This is a genomic window from Lentibacillus sediminis (assembly GCF_002763455.1).
In the GTDB taxonomy this organism is placed as follows: Bacteria; Bacillota; Bacilli; order Bacillales; family Amphibacillaceae; genus Lentibacillus_D; species Lentibacillus_D sediminis_A.
This window is the reverse complement of record NZ_NIXK01000010.1, coordinates 33410-52891: the sequence shown is the minus strand read 5'-3', so window position 1 is coordinate 52891 and position 19482 is coordinate 33410. Positions and strand designations below refer to the sequence as shown.

Here is a 19482-nt window from a genome sequence, read left to right as displayed (position 1 = left end):
GGGTTTTCTATGTAATTTTTTTATCCCCGCCACATCAACCCTCACCCACCTTTTTGACAAAAATATTACTTTTTTTTAATAAAATGTGATCCATTTACAAACTCCTTCCGTTAGCCTAGTAGAAACAAAAAAACACAAAGGGAGTGTCAGGAAATGAATTGGAAAAGAGTATTAGTTGCAGCACCACTGAGTGCGACGCTGATTTTTTCAGCAGGCGCAGGAGCAGTAAGCGCGGAGTCAATGGAACATGAGCCAACGGTGGAAACCGCGGCGGTGGATTTGCGGGTGGATCTTGGGCATCTACTTAGTGAACACGCATTTTTGGCCATTGAAACCATGCGTAATGGAGCAGATGGATCGGAGGACTTTGACGCTTCTGTAGCGGCATTGAATTCGAACACGGAAGACCTGACAGCAGCGATCTCCTCTGTTTACGGGGAAGAAGCAGGTCAGTCATTTAATGAAATGTGGAGCAATCACATTGGCTATTTTGTTGACTATGTGAATGCAACTGCTGAGGGAGACGAAGAAGCGAAACAGATGGCGTTGGATGAGTTGTCCCAGTATAAAGAGGATTTCGCCCAGTTCCTTGAAACAGCAACAGGGGAACGCCTGGAAGCAGGTTCTCTCGCTGAAAGCCTTCAAATGCATGTGGATCAGTTGATTGGCGCATTTGACAGCTATGTAGCAGGAGATTATGAGACTGCTTATCAGCATGAAAGAGAAGCAATTAATCATATGCACATGGTAGCAAAAGGATTGTCTTCGGCGATTGTTGATCAGATGCCGGAACAGTTTAACAACACCATGGCTGTGACACCTGCAGGCGATCTGCGCGCTAATCTTGGCCACTTGCTTTCTGAGCATGCCGGTCTTGCAGTAATTGCTATGCAGAATGGAATTGACGGTGCCGAGCATTTTGATGCATCCACCATGGTATTGAGCGAGAACACCGGTGATCTTTCCGCAGCTATTGGTTCTGTTTACGGAGAAGAAGCCGCTCAATCCTTTGAAAATATGTGGTCTGAGCATATCGGCTACTTTGTTGATTATGTAAATGCAACGGCCGAAGAGAACGAAGAAGCAAAACAGGAAGCATTGGATAACCTGTCCACGTATAAAGAAGACTTCTCTGCTTTTATTGAAACAGCAACAGGAGGCAATGTGCCGGCAGAGGACTTGGCTAACGGCCTGCAAATGCATGTGGAACAGCTAATCGGCGCATTTGACAACTATGCACAGGGCAACTATGAAGAAGCATACAACCAGGCACGTGAAGCGTATGGCCATATGTACGATGCAGCAACATTGTTGTCTTCCGGTATTGTAATGCAGAACCCGGATATGTTTGCGAGCGATATGCCATCCGGAATGCCGCAAACTGGACTTGGAACGCCTGCCGATGACAATAACATGGCATGGGCATGGATTCTTGGAGCAAGTGTATTTGGCTTAGCTGGATTTGCTGCTATCCGCAAATTCAAGCCTGCTGAAAATCAGAAGTAAGCACGACGAGAAACCTAAGACGAACAGGAGGAAACAGGATGCGCAAACTTCTCTATCTGCTGCTTTTCCTGATACTGGCAGGATGCAGCCAAACCATGGGCATGCAAAATGGATCCAGTGACCAAATGGATAATGGGGGCGGACAGGAAGATGCGCAGCCTGAGACAGCGGAAAGTCAGGAAACAGACGAGCCGCTTGAGACCAGTTCGTCACCGGTTATCGAGGATCCAAAATATAATGTTATACCTGAGAAAATTACCATTGAATCAATTGGTGTTGAGTCAGCGGTGGTCCCGGTTGGCCTCTTAGAAAATGGCGAAATGGCCGTACCGGAGGATTTCAAAAAAACAGGCTGGTTTGACCTGGGCACCAACCCCGGAAACAGGGGCAGCTCGGTGATCGCAGGCCATGTGGATGATCCGACAGGCGAGGGTGTGTTTTACAACCTGAAGGATTTAAAGCCGGGCGATGAAATCCAGGTAAGCGGCGAGGGGGAGACCTTGACATTCGAAGTAGTCGACAGTCAGGTTTTCCCGCAGGATGAGGCACCAATTGATGATATATTCGGCTACACCTCCAGACGGATGTTGAATCTGATCACCTGTATTGGCGATTATGATGTGGAAAATGGGGGAAGAACGGAGCGGCTGGTGGTGTTTACGGAGTTGGTAGAAGAATAGGAGAGAGTAGAGCCACTGATTATCCTTTGAGGATAATCGGTGGTTTTTTGTGTTGATGAAACCCAGAATTGCTTTAATAAAGTAGTTTTCACAATTTTATGATTATTTGATTATAGAAGGGTGTTATAATAATGGTAACAACCAAAGGGACGGGGAAAATCATGAAATGGTCAGAGGTCTGAGAAATATACCCCAATCAATTTGTTAAGTTAAAAGTATTATCGTCTCACATGGAAAATAGTCAGGAATTTTTTATTGAAGATATAGCGAATATAAAACCTGTGTCCGACAAAAGGGCAACAAGGGAACTAGTAAACTCAAAAGGTGACGAACTGGTCTATCATACTGCTCATGAAAACATTGTGCTTGAGGTTCGCCAAGATGTTGGGTTTATTAATTTATCAACCTTTATCTAAAAGACACAGAAAAGACCAATCCGCCCAGCGAATTGGTCTCCCCATCAAACCACACTATCAATAATATCCTCCAACTGATCACAAACATGATCAATGTCATTTATAATCGTTTCATTTTCAAGCGTAATCGATCCCCGATATTCATTCAAGTTCAGTTTATCAAAAATGGACCCGCTTGGTTCTCCTGTGTATTTATCCACTTCAAAATATACTTGTGTTTCCTTTTCACCTGGAACAATATATAGCTCTAATTCTTCCAGCTTGCGGGCGTATTTGCCGAGTTTCGGTTCAAATTCGAATTGCTGCACATAAGCACGCTCGGTGTCAATTGCTCGTGGTGTTTTTTCATTTTCCATTTGCCGAAATCCGAAGCCGAGCATTTTAACGGCGTCAATGATTCGTTGATACGATTCTGTCGGTTCCACCGAGATATTGTCTTTGTCCCTTGGGTCAAAGGCTGCTTTGATCTCCAGCCCTGTTTCTATCCATACAGGCGGAACATTGAGTTGGGTTTCCGGATCCCACATGGTCATTGGGGTATCGAGAGGAATCTCAAAAGAGAAAGGGATTTCTTTCTTTTCCCCTTGCTTTATCGTAAATGGTTCGTTGACCTTATGTGTAAGGATTTCTGCCCTTGTCAGACTGTCGGTGTTTTCACGTCCATACAGCGTCATGAGTTGGAGTTTGATAGATTCGATTTCTTGCTCTGCGTCACCCCCGAGGACGATGATCGATCCATGAAGCGTTTCTCCCTGTTTGACAACGTCATTGGTGACCTTCGTATTGACTTTGGCCGAACCAATCCCGAAACTTGCAATCGTTTTCTTCAGTAATGACATGTATCTAAGCCCTCCTGTGCATTTATTGAAACTTACTTAAAGTCTATCTTATTTAACATTGGTGATGCAATAAAAACTAGCATATTCCATTATTTGTTTTAAAATTCTTCAGCAATGCGCAGAATAGAAGACTGGCCATTGCTCCAGGTGGTTTCAAAAATAACATTATGGTTTTTACACATTTGTTTAATATGCTCCATGCCGGTATGGCCGGAGACACCCAATAAAAATACCACAATATCTGCCTTTCTCACTTTTGCTTCAACACGGGTAAAATCTTCTTTTGCATCGCCCCATAAAAAGGTGCCTCCTCGCTGCTCAATGGAATATTGATATAGACTTTTCTTCGGTTCATTGCCGATCACAAGAATGGTTTTTTCTTTTAATGTCTGATCATAGATGGTTACAGGCTTTTTTTCCGGTTTTTCGCTCTTTTTGCTGGTATGATTTAATGTCTCGGGGATAGATAGGCTGGCTTCTTTTATCTTATGGGTCCAGATCACCTTGGCATGGGTCGGGGTCCCGTCAAAATACGCAATATCGACTAAGTCGCCTTCATTGATGCGCTGCTTGAATACATCATCTTCACTGAGCACAATCGTGTAAGGGCCTTCATTAAAGCGGATGAATTCCCCGGTTTCTTCGCTTTTTTCCACTACGAGCCTGCCTGCTTCTTTTTTAACTGGACAAAAATTCAACTGAATGCGATACGGGGCATCCTCTCCGTCTCCCTTTTCCGCAATCTCATATTCAAAATGGGAGCGTTGCGGATCGTTCGTATTAATGGCCTTGGCATAGACCATGTCGCCGTGCTCCAGCCCCAGCTTTCTTACAACCCCCTCCGGCACGAAGCCATCAATTTGTGGGACAATACCACCGCGCAGTTTGCGCTCAAACTGGTATGATTTTCGTTCCGGGGGAGCGCTGGGTTGGCTGGGTTCAGATTCCTCATCTTCTTCTAAAGTCTCAGGTTGACCTCCGTAAGATTCATTTTCTTTCAGTCTGTTAATTTCCCACAGATGGCTGATGACTGCCGCTTGCTTTTCCAATAAATGTGTCTGTGTGTCCATGTTGTCCTGATCCATTTGCTCAATGTTTTCGAGGATGTCCTGTTTTAGCTGCTCTATCATTTCTAACTCTTTCATTTGATTCCCTCCCTTGCTTTAGAATTGTAAAGGCGTTGTTAACATTATATCTGAAAATTGGTTGCATTTGGTTGTTTTTTGTAATATTTTTTAGGTGAGGGTTTATTTTAAATTAGCCTTCAGGCAGCTCCTTAATGGAACGGACATCTTTATCAATAAGAGGGAAGAATCCGAGTGCTATCATCCAGATACCCGCAAACAGAAACAAATAATGCACCTGGAAAAGGTCGGCCACATAGCCACCGGTAACCGCAACTACAGGGATTAACAGGGAAGCAAGTGCACTAGTGAGTGTCATCACCCTGCCGCGAAATTCATCTTTTACCAGAATGATTAGTAAGGAGCCAAACACAATATTGATGATGATACTGCTGAACGTCATCAGAAGGAAGAAAAATGTACCTATGTATAAATTCGTGACCATCCCCATGCCAATAAAGGCCAACCCTCCCAGCAAGTTCATACTGCCTAACATAATATTCGGCTTTGCCACGTGAATAATTTTGCTGGCAATCAATCCGATGATAATTCCCATCAGAGCTCCGGCAGCGTTCATAAAACCAAACTGTATAGCGTTTGCTCCATATCTATCGATTACAAGCACAACCAGGAGTGAACCTGCGACTGTAGTGACATTCAGGGCTGTAGCGAAAAGGACCATTTTAAAAATTGGCCGGTTCCGGTAGAGCGTTAAGAATCCATCTTTCAGTTCCCTGAACCAACCAGACGTTTTAGAAGCTGCAGCTGTTTCTTCTACCCCCTCAGAAGTTTTCTTTATCGAAATAACAAACATCAGCAATATACTTGCCAGAAGATATATTCCGGAATGGGTAAGCATGACACCGGCAAAACCAATCAGTCCGATTAGAAAACCGCTGATCGACTGACCAATCAAATCCCCAGTTTTTCCGGTCGAAGAAATATAGCCGTTGACACGGACAATACGACTTTCCCCGACAATGCGCGGCAAAAGCTTTCCAAGCGCTGGGTTGATCAACACCATGCACATATTTTGGATAACGATCGCAACATAAATAAACATTAATAAGACATCAAGCCAAAGCATAAACACAAGACTCAGCATGATTCCAACGAAAATCATGAGACAATAGCCAATTTGCATAGATGTTTTTGGTGTGGTGCGGTCAATAAAAACGCCGATCAGCGGTCCGGCTGTGATTCCTGTTAGAACCACAATGGCCGTCACCATAGATGCATACAGTGCAGAATCCGTCAGCTGATAAACATACCACAGAATTGCCAAATCGAAAATGCTGTCCGCAATGGCAGTGAAAAACTGATTAGTGACGATGAGCGACATATTCCGTTTGATCAAGCGAGACATCCTCTCTTTTAATTTGTTGAATTTAAGTTTAAATATATTTAATAATTAAAGCAAGAGGTTTTGCGAATTATTTTTAAATATATTTAAATGTGATAAACTAAAAGTATCCTGCTGAAAAGAGGGAGCTCATGCAACAGATAGGTGAAATCATAAAGAAACGAAGACAAGAAAAGAAACTAACCTTGGCTGAAGTCGCCAATGGCAAAATGTCGCCAGCAATGGTCAGTCTGGTGGAAAACGACAAAACTAGCCTTTCTGCTGATAAACTGCAGCATATCGCCAAGCAACTTGATTTAAACGTTGCGGATTTGCTGGGCGGGATGCCAAAAGAGCAGCTGCGGAATGAACTGGCAGAGCTGGAAAACACACTTTCAGGAATGATAGAGACGCAGGTACTACGAAAAACACTACAGCACATCACCACACTTCTCCCTGGATTGGGCAGCAACTTCGAATCGGCCAGAATTTATGAACTTTATGTGCTGAATTTGTTTCGTTATTATCTACTGGACCAACGTGGTTTTGATCAACTGGAGGACAGCGACTGGAACAGATATGCAGCGGTGGCAGCCAGAATTTACGAAGACTTGCAGATGGAAAGCAGAGTGCTTCGAATTCAATATTTTTATGCAGCAGTCGAGTCTCATCATGGAAATTATCAGAAGACCCTGGAACAGATTGACAAGAGTCTCAGTCAGGTACGGTCAGAAAAAAATTATGAAACTATCGCCATTATGATTGAATTCCTGCTGCTGAAATTGTATACACTGATGGCGCTCGGGGAGACGGAGCAATGTCTGGCTACTCTGGATGATGTTATTCAGTTATCCAATAAATATAAAATGTTTCACGAGTTTTTTGAGATTCATAATAAAGGGGCTTTAATCCATTACAATGAGGGGAATTTTTCCAAAGCAAGGGAATACAAAAATAAGATTGAGACATTTTTTGAATTAATTGATGATGACGATTATCTCTATTTGGATAAGGAACTTATTTTTATTCATTACATGGAATTTTTTGAAAGGGAGCCGCAGACTGCGCTAGAAATGTTGGATCAGTATGAACTGCGGATTGCTTCTATCTCAATCCCAAACGCAAACCTCCGGCAGACACTGGAGGATCATATTGCAGACGCAAAAGCGAGATGCTACACGCAACTGGGACGGCCGGTGGAGGCCTTGCCGCTCTTCCGTCAATTGGTAAAGGATGAGCACAGCTATATTGAAATGCACCCAATAGACGTGGCGCTTCGGGAGATAACAAAAACCTACCAGGCGCTGTGCTACAAGGAAACAGGGGAAATAAAAAGAGCGCTTGATTGTGCTGGTGAAGCTGTGAAACGTTTGCGGAGGCATCCGCATACCGCCTATTATCACTTTGCCAGAAGAGTACTGCATGATCTTCAATCACATAAAAATAGAAGGGAGTGAGAGCGAGAATTTTCGCTGGTAAACGGAGACTTCCGTCCAGCAGAAACTTCTCCCAAGAACGTTGCAAGCTCCACTTCAATTTCATACAAAAGCCAAACATTCTCTGATATACTTGTTTTGGCAGGTAAGGGTGTATAAACCTTCTTATCGTGCATAAGTTCAACTAAGGCTTGTCTAATTAATTGACACTGCAAGGGAGACAACGAGAATGGAATGGAAAAATTTATACCGCGGTTTGTTCATGGGAGCCAGTGACGTTATTCCCGGCGTGAGCGGCGGAACGATTGCTGTATTGCTCGGGATCTATGATCGGCTGATTGCAGCGGTGAATGGAATTTTAAGCAAAGATTGGAAAAAACATCTGCTGTTTCTTGTGCCCTTGGGGATAGGGATTTTGACGGCCATTTTCCTTTTGGCCAATGTGATTGAATGGTTGTTTGAGCATTATCCGGGACCGACCCAGTTTTTCTTTTTGGGATTGATTCTTGGCGTGTTGCCGTACCTGTTCCATCAGGCAGATGCCAGGCATGCGTTTAAACGCAGCCATTTTGTGCTGCTAATGATTGCGGTACTACTTGTGGGTTCGATGGCATTTTTCACCCCCGATGAGGGCGGGATTATAGAGAATCTTACTGCCTCGACCTTTATTCTCTTATTTGTTTCCGGCTTTATTGCCAGCAGTGCGATGATTATTCCGGGCATCAGCGGTTCGTTTATGCTGCTTTTGATTGGGGTTTATCCCACGATTATTGCGGCGATCAGCAATTTGCAGCTTGCCATCATCGCGGTAACCGGGGTTGGGATCGTCCTTGGACTTTTGACGATGAGCAAAATCATTCATTACTTTTTGACCAATCATTATACTGGTACATTTGCCATCATCATCGGACTGGTAATTGGATCTGTTTTCGTGGTATTTCCGGGATGGCCGGGAAGCACGGACTTATTGATGCTTAGTGTGGTGGCATTTGCGGCAGGACTTTTGAGTGCGTATCTGTTGGGACGACTGGAATACAAGACATGAGCAAACGATAAGACAGCTGCAGGCAAAACGATTACAATGGAACTAGATTCAGGAAAGGAGCAGATTCTATGGAACATATTCAATCCGAAGAGCAATTTAATGAAGTGATCCAGAGCGAGGAACCGGTTATTGTGAAGTTTTTCGCGGACTGGTGCCCGGACTGCAAGCGAATGGACATGTTCATTGGCGATATTTTGGATGAATTCAACAACTATAAATGGTATGAAGTCAACAGTGATGAAGTCAGCGGGCTTGCCGAAAAGTATGATGTGATGGGCATCCCAAGCATTCTGATTTTCAAAAATGGTGAGAAGCTGGCCCACCAGCACAGCGCCTATACAAAAACACCGGAATCGGTTACGGACTTTCTGCATCAGCAGTTGGCATAGAGACGAAAAAAACCGCTCAGGACAATGGAGTCCCTGAGCGGTTTTTTTCGTCTCTACTCCAAAGAGAAATCCATTTTATTGTCGCCTGTCAGGTGCAGGTGGCTGTTTTCAAGCTGAATCCCACGGAACACTTGCCGAAATACCTCAAGGTTCTGCGGATAGGTGACCGAAGCAATCGATCGCTGGTTGATCAGCTGCTCATCTTCCGGCATGTTTTTGCCATCGCCCCATTCTATCAAAAACGGAAGCACTCCACTTTCTGCTTCAGGGAATAGCATTTTCCAGTTCAGCATGCTGCCATCAGGCTTTTGCCGGCTGCCGGGGATTGGCCCGGTAAAGCGGATAGACGAATTTTGGAAATGCTGAACCATATGATCCATGTCCTGCGTTCTCAGGGCAAATTGCACCGGCCCTTCCAGATGTTGTTTCAGCGCGTGGGAGACCTGATGAATCAACGGGTTGTCCGAATTCGCAGCAGTCGTTTCATCAAAAATACCAATCCACTCTATATAGCAGTCATTAGCAAAATTGGCCAGATGATTATAGGTGCCCCATTTCTCATGCCTGCCGCCTTCCATCGTCTTTACATGATATTTTGCGGCAAACGCCTTTGCAGCGCTGGCTGGGTCCTCTGCTGTGATGACAATATGATCAAGTTCAAACAAAGCTATCATCTCCTAATCAATTAATTATCGCCATAACTCTTTAAAATCAGTATAATAAAAAGAAAGAGAAATAGCGAGAGGGGAGAAGTTTGGTGGAACCCATATTGAAAGATTTTCCCAATGAATTTTATACGGAACGTCTTCTGATCCGTCTGCCACTTCCGGGAGATGGCGAGGCCGTGTTTCAAGCCATGCAGGCAAGCAGGGAAGAACTGAAAAAATGGATGGCCTTTGCACAAAAAAACCAGTCCTTGGAGGACACGGAGGTCAATGTGCGCGAGGCTCATTTGCAGTTTCTCAAACGGGAGAATATGCGGCTGCACCTATTCAGGCGGGAGACGGGTGAATTTATTGGCACTTCTGGTCTTCACCGGATTGACTGGGATGTGCCGAAATTTGAGATTGGCTACTGGATCGACCAGCGACACAACGGGAAAGGGTACATAACCGAAGCGGTTGAAGGCATTACGCAATTTGCTTTTCGGGAATTAAAGGCGAACCGTGTGGAGATCCGTTGTGATGCGAAAAACACGAAAAGCAGAGCTGTACCTGAACGGCTGGGATTTGCACTGGAAGGCGTGCTGCATCAGGATTCAGTTGAGATTGGCGGCGACCAGCTAAGGGATACTTGTATTTATGCAAAGGTCAGAAAAAAGGCAGGTGAACAAACATGAATCAGCCAGCAATTCTGATCGTGGAAGATGAACAAAAACTCAGCAGGGTGCTGCAACTGGAATTGGAATACGAGAATTACCGGACAGAAATTGCCAGCAACGGAAAAGATGCACTGAAACGGGTCGAGGATGAAGAGTGGGATCTGGTGCTCCTGGATATTATGATTCCCGAATTGAGCGGGCTGGAGGTACTCCGGCGCATGCGGCGGACAGATGCATCTACGCCAGTCATTCTGCTGACTGCCAGGGATGAGATTCATGATAAGGTCGGCGGGCTGGATTTGGGTGCCAATGATTATGTCACCAAGCCGTTTCAGATTGAGGAGCTGCTGGCCCGTATCCGTGTGCATCTCCGGCAGCCGCAGATGAATAAAACGGAAGAGCAGCAACTGACAGTAGGAGATCTCCAGGTGGATCTCAACAGCCGGGAAGTGAACCGGGACGGCCAGCAGGTGACGCTCACTCCCCGGGAATATGATTTGCTCGTCTGTCTCTTGAAAAATAAAAATATCGTCCTTACCAGGGACCAGCTGATTGAACAGGTGTGGGGCTTTGCTTACTTTGGCGACACCAATGTGGTTGATGTATATATCCGTTATTTGCGGCAAAAAGTCGACAAGGGATTTGACCAGCCCTGTATTCAGACAGTCCGTGGTGTCGGCTATACGATTAAGGATCAGGCACAATGAAGCTCAGAACCAAGATTCAGCTGTTTGCCAGTTTGTTTATGCTGCTGATTTTGCTGCTTGTTAACACATCGATTTATTTTCTGTTTTATAGAATTGCTGCGGAGGGGGAGCTTGATCAGCTCTCCACCCAGTCCAATGCGCTTGTGGAGACACTGGCAGACTCTGAGCTAGTGTCAGACGAACTGCTAAATGCCTACTTGCCCGCCGATGGAATGATACGGGTTATTGGAGAGAATGGCCTGAAGGTACCGGTAAAGACAAGGGCAACTGAATATGAGTCCTTGCCCGGGGAATTTTCTACTACAGAGTCTCAGGAGATTGTGGAACATAACAACATACCGACAGCTGTTATCGCCAAGCCAGTAATTTGGAATGACGGAGAGGTTGTTACGGTCCAAGTTTCCAATCAGCTTGTTCATTTGCGGGAAACGATGACGACGTTGTTCTATGTGCTCGCAGCGGCTACGGTTATCATGCTGGTTCCAACGGTAATTGCCGCAGCCGTGCTAAGCCGATTTTTACTAAGGCCGATTCAAAAATTGATTCAAGCCATGAAAGAAAACACCGGACAGGGCAAATGGGAAAAAATCGATCTGGAAAACCGATCGCGGGATGAATTGTACGAGATGGAGAAGACATTTAATGAAATGATTGATCAGCTGCAGGAGAATTTTTCCAAACAGGAACGGTTTGTGTCTGATGCTTCCCATGAGCTGAAAACACCAATTTCGATTGTGAAAAGCTATGCCCAGCTGCTGGAGCGAAGGGGAACGGACAATCCTAAACTTGTGAAGGAATCGGTGGAAGCCATTGACACCGAATCCGACCGGATGAAAAAGCTGGTGGAACAGATGCTGGCGTTGGCGAAAAATAAGCAGGCACAGAAAATGGAAAAATTTGATCTTGCCGAGCTTGGCGAAGAAACGGCCTCGACATTCCAGGGCGCTTATCCGACACGAGATATCCGCTTTGAGGCAAATAAGGAAAGTCTGCCTGTCACCGGCAGTCGGGATCAGCTGGAGCAGGTGCTGTATATTTTGCTGGACAATGCATTGAAATATACGAGTGAAAATGTCGATTTGCGTATTTCCAACGAGGATGGGCAGGCGGTTGTACGGGTCAGGGATTATGGCAAAGGGATTCCTGAAACGGAGCAGGCACGGATTTTCGAACGATTTTACCGGATTGATAAGGCAAGAAGCAGGGATACTGGAGGAACAGGGCTCGGACTGGCGATTGCTGCTTCGATTGCTGAGGGGCATGGTGGCAGACTGGCTGTGGAGAGTGAAGAAGGCGCAGGGGCGACATTCATACTGCGGCTGCCATTGGAAGGATTTTAGCGTTTCTCAGCAAATTCTCATTTTCTTCACAGCAAAATATCATTCTTTTTCCGTATACTAAGGTAAACAATGCCTGGTGACGTCAGGCAGCCGGAGAGTGATTTTCTACCGGTTTTTCCGATAGGGGGTCATCGATTATGATAAAAAAAGTAATATTGCCTCTGGCCGCAGTGGTGGTCGCTGTTGTTCTGGGGTTAGCGATCTTCCAATCGAATGCCTTCACCTCTTCGCCAGAACTTTCGGCAGAGGAAGTGAAAGGGCTCTTGGAAGCACAATATGGAGGGGCGGTGCCAGATATCGCGTTCCTTGAAAAAACAGGCACCTATCAAGCAGAATTGGAGCGGGAGGGCGTCCGCTACCATGTGACTGTGGATGGAGAAAATGGAGAGGTACTGAATTTACAGACAAGCGGTGAGACACCAGAAACTTCAAGCGAAACCGGCGATCAGCAGGAAGAGCCTGCTGAGAATGCAAAAGAGGAGTCGGGAAGCACAGAGAATCAGGGAAACGAAGAGGAGCAGTCCAAAGATAATCAGCAGACCTCCAACGATGGCACCCTTTCCAAAGAAGAAGCAAAAGCTATAGCCCAAGAGGAATTTTCCGGAACAGTGGAGGAACTGGAACTGGATGGGGATGACGGCCGGCTTATTTATGAAATAGAAATGGTAAATGGAGAAGACGAAGCGCAGATTGAGCTCGACGCCTTCACCGGTGAAGTGATCGTTTTGGAAATTGATCGGGAAGATGAGGATTAAATGAGGTGAAGGAGGCTGCCAGGGCATGGATGATGCTTTGGCAGTTTTTTTGATTTTGTGAGAGCGGGGCATTATTCAGCGGAAGCACCACAATATCCTTGCTTTTAATAATAAGGGGATAAGATTACGGAAAACAAATTGTTTTCTAATCAAATTCTAATCTGGCTCACAGCTTCTTTTCATACGCGGCGGCTATGATAAGAGTATCAAAGAAAAGGAGGAAACAATCATGAAAAAGAAATCAATGATATTTGCCGGTGCCCTGACAGGAGCTGTGCTGCTGGTGGGGGGAGTTTATCAGACGAGCGCCGATCAACAGGAAGGGGAATTATCCGCCGATAATATCCGGCAAATGGTTGGGGAGCAATATACCGGAGAAATTACCGAGCTGGAATTGGAGAAAGAACAAAACCGCAGAGTCTATGAGGTGGAAGTGGAAGACGGAGATCAAGAAGTTGAACTGAAAATGGATGCAGCAACCGGAGAAGTTTTAAACGAACGCGTCAAGGATCAAAATGGCCGGAATGAGAATCAGCGTGATGACGGGGGCGATGATAGAGATGATGACCGTGATGACCAGAACAACAATAGCGTGGACAAAAGCGAACTGATCAGCTCCGAGGAAGCAGGGAAGATTGCCAAGGGTGAATTCTCCGGGAAAATCACTGAACTGGAATTGGATGAAGACGACGACCGGTATAAGTATGAAATCGAGCTGGTCAATGGAAATGAAGAGGCAGAAATTGAAATCGACGCACGAACCGGAGAAGTATGGGAAGTAGATGTTGATACAGAAGATCAAGACGACGATGACAACGATGATGATTAAAAAAAGAAGAGGCTGCCCGGCCTCTTCTTTTTTTAATATCAGCTTTCCGCGATAACAGTAAAATTCCTGGTTGCCTTAGCTTTGACAGTGCCATATTTTTCAAAGTAACCGTAAATCAGTGCAACGGCGTCTTTTTGAATTTCTTTCACAACGGGTTTGTGCTGGAACATGATGTAATTGCCGCCGCCGGATGCACGGTAATTATTTAACACGACCTTATAAGTTCGGTTTTCCTCGAGTGGCTCTCCCTGATAGCGAACATCTTCAATCCGCGAGCCGACTGGTTTGGCAACATTGATCGTGTACGTTATGCCTTCCCACATATCATAATTATAGTGCTGCGGTTTAGGCTCCACATAATCAGGGTTCACCGTAATTTCTCCGTTTTCATCAAGCATGAAATATTCCGCGCTCTTTTCCAGGGCTGCAAGAATATCGGCCCCGGTTAATTCCAGTACGACCAATGTGTTTGGGTACATATAATTGGCGACAATATCCCGCATGGTCACAACAGAGGAAAAGCCGGTTGAGTTGTTATTAAGGAGGGAAGTCACTGAAATATCCGCACCGCTGGCTTCCATCTGCACGTTTTGGATAAATTCAATAAACGGATGCTTGGCCAGCCGTGCTTTCAGTGGATCGGCAATCGTCATATCCCCGTCAATATACCCTGCCGGCTGATCGAGCCAGCCCTGAGTGGATGTCTCCATCTCTTCCATATAATCGAGAATTTCCGGAGCGGCTTCCACATCTTTTAGAGGCTGCAGGCTGGCCTGTTTATCAGTTATGGTCCATTTGCCATCCTGCTGCTCCAGCTCGATCTGGATTTCTCCATAATTCTGCGCATTATTTCCGGGCTGAACGACCAGGACATCACGAAGAAAGTTGGTCAATTTACGGTGCTGATGCCCGGTTAGCAGGACATCAATCCCGTCAATTTCCATCGCCATTTGGTAACCCTGATTTTCCCCGGTCAGCTCCTCGGTGGGTTCACCGCTTTCCAGGTCGCGCTCAAATCCGCCATGATACATGGCAATTAGCACATCCGGCCGTTCCTTGCTGCGAATTTCCTCCACCTGTTTTTTTAAGGTGGAAAAAGCATCGGCAAACTGCACGCCTTCAATGTGAGCAGGTGATTCCCAGTTTGGAATATAATGAGTCGTCACGCCGACGATGGCTGCTTTGACACCATTATTCAGTGTTTTGATAATATATGGCGGTCCATAATACGGTTCTTGAGAAGTTTTGTCCAGTGTATTTGCCGACAGCCAGGGGAAACGAGATTGGTCTATGGCATTATTCAAAATGCCTTTGCCAAAATTGAACTCATGATTGCCGATCACGCTGGCTTCAATGCCAATTTGGTTCATAATCCCGATCATCGGATTTTCCTTATCTGTATGGGACTTCACATAATGTGTCATCAGCGGTGTGCCCTGAATTAAGTCGCCATTATCAAGCACCAGCACCTGCTCCCGGCTGGAACGGGTGGATTTTACTGCTGTTGCATAACGTGCCAGCCCAATACTCGCTGGCTGATTGGTGCCATAGGAAATTGGCATGGCGTGACCATGAACATCGCTGGTGTAAAGAATAGTGAGAGTTGTATGATTGCGTTGCAAAATTGGTACATCCTTTCTTGTTGTTGTTGCTGAAGTTGTTGCAGTAAGTATTTTTTATAGGTAAGGCTGTTTTCTAAATAGAATGTTGTTTTTTGATAAAATCTATAAACCGTGACTTAACTTAACTCTGGTATTACAAAGGATAATTCGACATATGTGCTCGTTGATTTCCGCTGCGGGCAGCCGCGCACCTTAGGGCACGGCTTCAGCCTCGGGCTAACAGGATGTTAGTCATGAAGGCGCCTGAGACAAACGGTTTTCGGTGGGACGAGCATTTACGCGCAGTCCCAGGACGTCGCGATTTTAGCCTTCCATCCTTTGCCACTTCCTGCTCAGGTCTAGACTCGTGCTTTCCCCCAGGAGTCGGCTGCCCTCCGCTTCAATCAACCATCAAAAATGTGGATAGCTGTTTTTTGAATGAAACAAGCGGTAAATAAACGGGATGAAGGTGCAAAGCTCATCACCTAGCGGAGGGTATTTCCGCAGCGGCAGGTGCTATGTCACAGTTTTCATCAACTATGAAATAAATAAGCAACGAAACTTACGAATAGAGCCATAGTTAATGTTCTTGGTTAGGGGGAGCTCGACTCCATGCAGTCTCCTGTTCATCCCCACCCACGACACAAACAAAAAACCCCACCACAGTGGGGCTTCGCTTTATACTATTTTACGTCTGATTCTGGCTGATGTAAAGTCGATCACCGTAACGACAATAATGATTGCCAGCAAGATCATGCCCATTTCGTTCCAGTTCCGGTTGTTGGAAGCGAAGATGATCATCGTACCGATACCGCCGGCACCGACGATACCGAGGATGGACGATGCCCGGATGTCCACTTCAAACCGATAGATCGCAAAGGATAGGAACTCCGGTATAATTTGCGGCATGACGGCATAAAACAGCACCTGAATTTTGTTGGCGCCATTCGCTTCCATGCCCCGTACTACTTCCATGTCGATCGACTCGATAATTTCCGAGAACATTTTACCAAGCATCCCGGTGGAGCCAATGGCGATTGCCATCACCCCGGCGAACGCATTCGGTCCGACAGCAACCACGAACAGAATAGCAAGAATCAACTCAGGAAACGCACGGACGGCGGAAAGAATCCATTTCCCTGTTGCGGAGAAAATTTTCCCGCCCATCATATTCGATGCAGCCAAAAAGGACATTGGCACAGCCAGGATGGCAGCCATCAGGGACCCGGCAAAGGCGATAAATACCGTTTCAAGCATTGCCAGAGAAACTTCACCGGCTGCCGACCAGTCCGGACTGAACAATTCAGGAATGACCCGCTGGAAGTTATCCATTGCCCGCTCGATGGCCCGTGCCCAGTCAATATCGATGCTGGCAAAGGTCCATACATACATAAGGACAATCAGAACAGCAATAACGATCCGCTTTGCCATTTTAACGCCTGAGTTCTTTGGTTTTGGAGGTAATTGATAATCTGCCATTAGATTAATGCCTCCCTTAATTTATTACTGATATACTCAATAATCAATACGACCGCAAAAATAAGAATTACGATCGCCATGGCATTCGGGTAATTATAAAAACCGAGCTGCTGATCGAGAATCAGGCCAATACCGCCAGCACCAACCAGTCCTAATACCACGGAGGCGCGGATATTGATTTCAAACACATACAAAGTCAGTGAGGTGAACTGCGGCAAGACCTGTGGAACCAGGGCATACCAGATCACCTGGAAGACATTTCCCCCGGAAGCGCGCATGGCTTCGAGCGGGTTCATGTCCACCGCTTCAATTGTTTCACTGATCAATTTCGCTAAAATCCCTATAGAGAAGATGAATAATGCCAGGATACCAGGGAACAGACCGATGCCGAACAAGCCAACAAAAATAACGGCAAGGACCAGGTCAGGGATCGTCCGCAAAATATTCAAGAATGTTCTTGATGCAAAATAAAGCGGCCGGTATGTTGTAATGTTTTCAGCTGCCAAAACAGCCAGCGGCACGGTCACAATTGCCGCTCCCGTCGTCGAGATAATCGCCATTTGGATCGTCTCTACCATAGGATCCCAAATTGCCGGCAGGACAGCGAAGTTCGGCGGGAAGAATTTGCTGATAACATTAAACATATTGCCAAGCGCACCATCAATTCCGCCAACCATTTCCCGCTGGGTCCAGTACATGCTGAATAAATAAACTGCCAGTACGGCGAAAAAGATGATCGTAACCTGCTTCTTTGTTTTTGCCGGATAAATGGACGGTGTTTTCCCTTGGGTTACCGGATTTTTTTCGTTTGTCACGATTCCTCTGCCCCCCCGCGCAAGTCATCTTGGCGGATGGAACGGCCGTAGATTTCTTCAAATGTTTGCTCTGACACTTCGGAAACCGGGCCGTCAAACACCACTTCACCCGCCCGCATACCGATGATCCGGTCGGCATATTCCATTGCCATATCGATAAAGTGCAGATTCACAATCGTGGTAATGTTATCTTCCTTATTGATCTTTTTCAAATAGGTCATTACCTGATGAGAAGTAGGCGGATCAAGAGATGCCACCGGTTCGTCCGCTAATATGTATTTCGGCTGTTGCGTCAGCACACGGGCGATGCTAACGCGCTGCTGCTGGCCGCCACTCAGTTCATCTGCCCGATTGTGAACTTTTTCTTCAATATTGACGCGCTTCAGACTCTCATAGGCCAGGCCGACGTCTTCCTTTTTATATAAGTTGAGGACCGAACGAAATGTTCCGGTATGGCCGAGCCTTCCAGCAATCACATTTTTCAGTACATTGGAGCGTTTTACCAGATTATAGTTCTGGAAAATCATGCCAACCTTTGTGCGCAGTTTGCGGAGCTCCCCGCTGTGATAGCCAATAATATCTTCTTCATCCACCTGAAGCGAACCAGTAGTAGGTGTCACAAGCCGGTTAATGCTGCGGATGAAGGTGGATTTTCCGGCCCCGGACAAGCCGACAATGACGACAAACTCTCCATCATTAATGGTAACATTTATATTTTTTAAGCCTTCGGTACCGTTTGGATAAACGAGGCCCACATCTTTAAATTCAATCATAATCCATATTTCCTCCAATATAGGTTGGTGCCGGAATAACCCCGGGCATTAGGAAAAAAGGGGAGTATGCGCTCCCCTTTAGTCAATGTGCTATTATGTTATCGATGGATCTTATAGTTCAATGTTGTCTTTGAACTCCTGGTACACGTCTTTTACAACTTGATACTCTTCGTCCGTTGCTTCGTCAATGGCATCCCAGTTATATACATCATTCATAATCTGAATCATCTCTTCATCTTCATTGAAAGAAAGGAAAACCTCTTTGATTTGCTGAACGAATTCGTCATCAAGTTCTTTTGTAACCGAAATCGTATCGTTTGGAATCTCATTCGTGTAAGTAAGCACGCTCAGTTCTTCCATGACGTCCGGATATTCTTCTTCCAGTTCTGTACGAACATCATCGAATGTGGTAGCGACATCTGCGTCCCCTTCATATACAGCAATAGCTGAGTTGTCGTGGCCGCCGGATTGAACCACGCCGCCGAAGAAATCCTCTTGTAATTCTGTCGCTGTTTCATAACCGAATTCCTGCATTAATTGGTTAGCCGGAAAAAGATAGCCTGAAGTGGAACCCTGATCGGCATAGGCCCATGTTTTGCCTTCCAAATCTGCCAGGCTTTCAATTCCGGAATCGGAACGTACCAGGTATTGTGCTTTATATGTGCCGGAACCGTAACGAATCGATTTCAGGATAACTTCCACACCATACTGCTCATTCGCTAAAACATAGCCGAATGCCGGGATGAAACCGACTTGGACCTGATTGGCGCCCATTGCTTCAACCAATGCGTTGTAGTTCGTCATAACCTGACCTTGTACTTCAATTCCCAGTTCCTCGCCAAGGCGCTCGGCTAAAGGTTCAACCGTATCAGCAATTGTTTCGGAATCCTGGGATGGCACAAACCCAATAACCAGTGTGTCGGGAATCATTCCTTCGCTTTCTTCTGTGCTTTCACCTTCAGCACCGGCATCACCGCTCGCTGCGTCCTCTTCACCCGAACCGCCGCAGGCAGCCAATAATACGACCAAACCCAAGATGAGCAGCAGACTGTAAAACTTCTTCATGTTGACCCTCCTATGTAATA

Annotated in this window: 18 protein-coding genes and 1 pseudogene; 10 read left to right on the top strand and 9 right to left on the bottom strand. The window is 45.8% G+C overall.

From position 1 onward, the window contains the following. Positions 1 to 153: 153 nt before the first annotated feature. Together CEG13_RS15495 and CEG13_RS15490 are read left to right on the top strand one after the other, a co-directional pair. Positions 154 to 1506, top strand: coding sequence for a copper amine oxidase (locus CEG13_RS15495; protein WP_100012795.1), 1353 nt, complete (start codon positions 154 to 156; stop codon positions 1504 to 1506). A gap of 38 nt (positions 1507 to 1544) precedes the next feature. Next, the gene (locus tag CEG13_RS15490) at positions 1545 to 2186 is read left to right on the top strand and encodes a class F sortase (protein WP_100012794.1); all 642 of its coding nucleotides are present in this window, start codon (positions 1545 to 1547) and stop codon (positions 2184 to 2186) included. A 460-nt stretch (positions 2187 to 2646) separates the two neighbouring features. On the opposite strand, the gene CEG13_RS15480 is transcribed toward CEG13_RS15490, so the two are convergent. The 3 genes from CEG13_RS15480 to CEG13_RS15470 all read right to left on the bottom strand — a co-directional run bounded on the left by CEG13_RS15480 (position 2647) and on the right by CEG13_RS15470 (position 5922). Then, complete coding sequence (locus CEG13_RS15480) at positions 2647 to 3441, bottom strand: sporulation protein (RefSeq protein WP_100012793.1); 795 nt, start codon at positions 3439 to 3441, stop codon at positions 2647 to 2649. Between the two features lie 98 nt (positions 3442 to 3539). Then, positions 3540 to 4586, bottom strand: coding sequence for a DUF2325 domain-containing protein (locus CEG13_RS15475; protein WP_100012792.1), 1047 nt, complete (start codon positions 4584 to 4586; stop codon positions 3540 to 3542). 112 nt (positions 4587 to 4698) lie between these two features. Next, entirely contained in the window at positions 4699 to 5922 is a 1224-nt protein-coding gene (locus tag CEG13_RS15470; RefSeq protein ID WP_158234713.1) for an MFS transporter, read from the bottom strand. A 137-nt stretch (positions 5923 to 6059) separates the two neighbouring features. Here CEG13_RS15470 and CEG13_RS15465 point away from each other — a divergent pair, with 137 nt between their 5' ends. From CEG13_RS15465 to CEG13_RS15455, 3 genes and pseudogenes are all read left to right on the top strand, one after another. After that, the gene (locus tag CEG13_RS15465; RefSeq protein ID WP_100012790.1) at positions 6060 to 7364 is read left to right on the top strand and encodes a helix-turn-helix domain-containing protein; all 1305 of its coding nucleotides are present in this window, start codon (positions 6060 to 6062) and stop codon (positions 7362 to 7364) included. Between the two features lie 208 nt (positions 7365 to 7572). After that, complete coding sequence (locus CEG13_RS15460) at positions 7573 to 8388, top strand: DUF368 domain-containing protein (RefSeq protein ID WP_100012789.1); 816 nt, start codon at positions 7573 to 7575, stop codon at positions 8386 to 8388. A 32-nt stretch (positions 8389 to 8420) separates the two neighbouring features. Beyond that, positions 8421 to 8777 (top strand): annotated as a pseudogene (locus CEG13_RS15455) (thioredoxin family protein); the annotation flags it as partial. A 53-nt stretch (positions 8778 to 8830) separates the two neighbouring features. Here CEG13_RS15455 and CEG13_RS15450 read toward each other — a convergent pair. Then, complete coding sequence (locus tag CEG13_RS15450) at positions 8831 to 9442, bottom strand: VOC family protein (protein WP_158234712.1); 612 nt, start codon at positions 9440 to 9442, stop codon at positions 8831 to 8833. A 92-nt stretch (positions 9443 to 9534) separates the two neighbouring features. On the opposite strand from CEG13_RS15450, the gene CEG13_RS15445 reads away from it, so the two are divergent. From CEG13_RS15445 to CEG13_RS15425, 5 genes are all read left to right on the top strand, one after another. Continuing rightward, complete coding sequence (locus CEG13_RS15445; RefSeq protein ID WP_100012786.1) at positions 9535 to 10116, top strand: GNAT family N-acetyltransferase; 582 nt, start codon at positions 9535 to 9537, stop codon at positions 10114 to 10116. Beyond that, complete coding sequence (locus tag CEG13_RS15440; protein WP_100012785.1) at positions 10113 to 10805, top strand: response regulator transcription factor; 693 nt, start codon at positions 10113 to 10115, stop codon at positions 10803 to 10805. The genes CEG13_RS15445 and CEG13_RS15440 overlap by 4 nt, the downstream gene beginning before the upstream one ends. After that, positions 10802 to 12145: a HAMP domain-containing sensor histidine kinase gene (locus CEG13_RS15435; protein WP_100012784.1), complete on the top strand. Its 1344-nt coding sequence runs from the start codon at positions 10802 to 10804 to the stop codon at positions 12143 to 12145. The genes CEG13_RS15440 and CEG13_RS15435 overlap by 4 nt, the downstream gene beginning before the upstream one ends. Positions 12146 to 12282: 137 nt before the next feature. After that, positions 12283 to 12900 carry a PepSY domain-containing protein gene (locus CEG13_RS15430; RefSeq protein ID WP_100012783.1) on the top strand — a complete coding sequence of 206 codons (618 nt, stop codon included), beginning with the start codon at positions 12283 to 12285 and terminating at the stop codon, positions 12898 to 12900. Between the two features lie 229 nt (positions 12901 to 13129). Continuing rightward, positions 13130 to 13729, top strand: a complete 600-nt coding sequence (locus CEG13_RS15425) for a PepSY domain-containing protein (RefSeq protein ID WP_100012782.1) — start codon at positions 13130 to 13132, stop codon at positions 13727 to 13729. Between the two features lie 38 nt (positions 13730 to 13767). On the opposite strand, the gene CEG13_RS15420 is transcribed toward CEG13_RS15425, so the two are convergent. From CEG13_RS15420 to CEG13_RS15400, 5 genes are all read right to left on the bottom strand, one after another. Next, positions 13768 to 15351, bottom strand: coding sequence for a bifunctional metallophosphatase/5'-nucleotidase (locus CEG13_RS15420; protein WP_239984671.1), 1584 nt, complete (start codon positions 15349 to 15351; stop codon positions 13768 to 13770). A 657-nt stretch (positions 15352 to 16008) separates the two neighbouring features. After that, positions 16009 to 16809, bottom strand: coding sequence for a phosphonate ABC transporter, permease protein PhnE (gene phnE / locus CEG13_RS15415; RefSeq protein WP_100012781.1), 801 nt, complete (start codon positions 16807 to 16809; stop codon positions 16009 to 16011). Next, positions 16809 to 17624: a phosphonate ABC transporter, permease protein PhnE gene (phnE, locus tag CEG13_RS15410; protein ID WP_100012780.1), complete on the bottom strand. Its 816-nt coding sequence runs from the start codon at positions 17622 to 17624 to the stop codon at positions 16809 to 16811. Before phnE (CEG13_RS15410) ends, phnE (CEG13_RS15415) begins: the two co-directional genes overlap by 1 nt. Further along, a complete protein-coding gene (phnC, locus tag CEG13_RS15405) occupies positions 17621 to 18397 on the bottom strand; it encodes a phosphonate ABC transporter ATP-binding protein (protein WP_100012779.1) in 777 nt (258 codons plus the stop codon). Before phnC ends, phnE (CEG13_RS15410) begins: the two co-directional genes overlap by 4 nt. A 111-nt stretch (positions 18398 to 18508) precedes the next feature. Then, positions 18509 to 19462, bottom strand: coding sequence for a phosphate/phosphite/phosphonate ABC transporter substrate-binding protein (locus CEG13_RS15400; protein WP_100012778.1), 954 nt, complete (start codon positions 19460 to 19462; stop codon positions 18509 to 18511). Positions 19463 to 19482 lie beyond the last annotated feature (20 nt).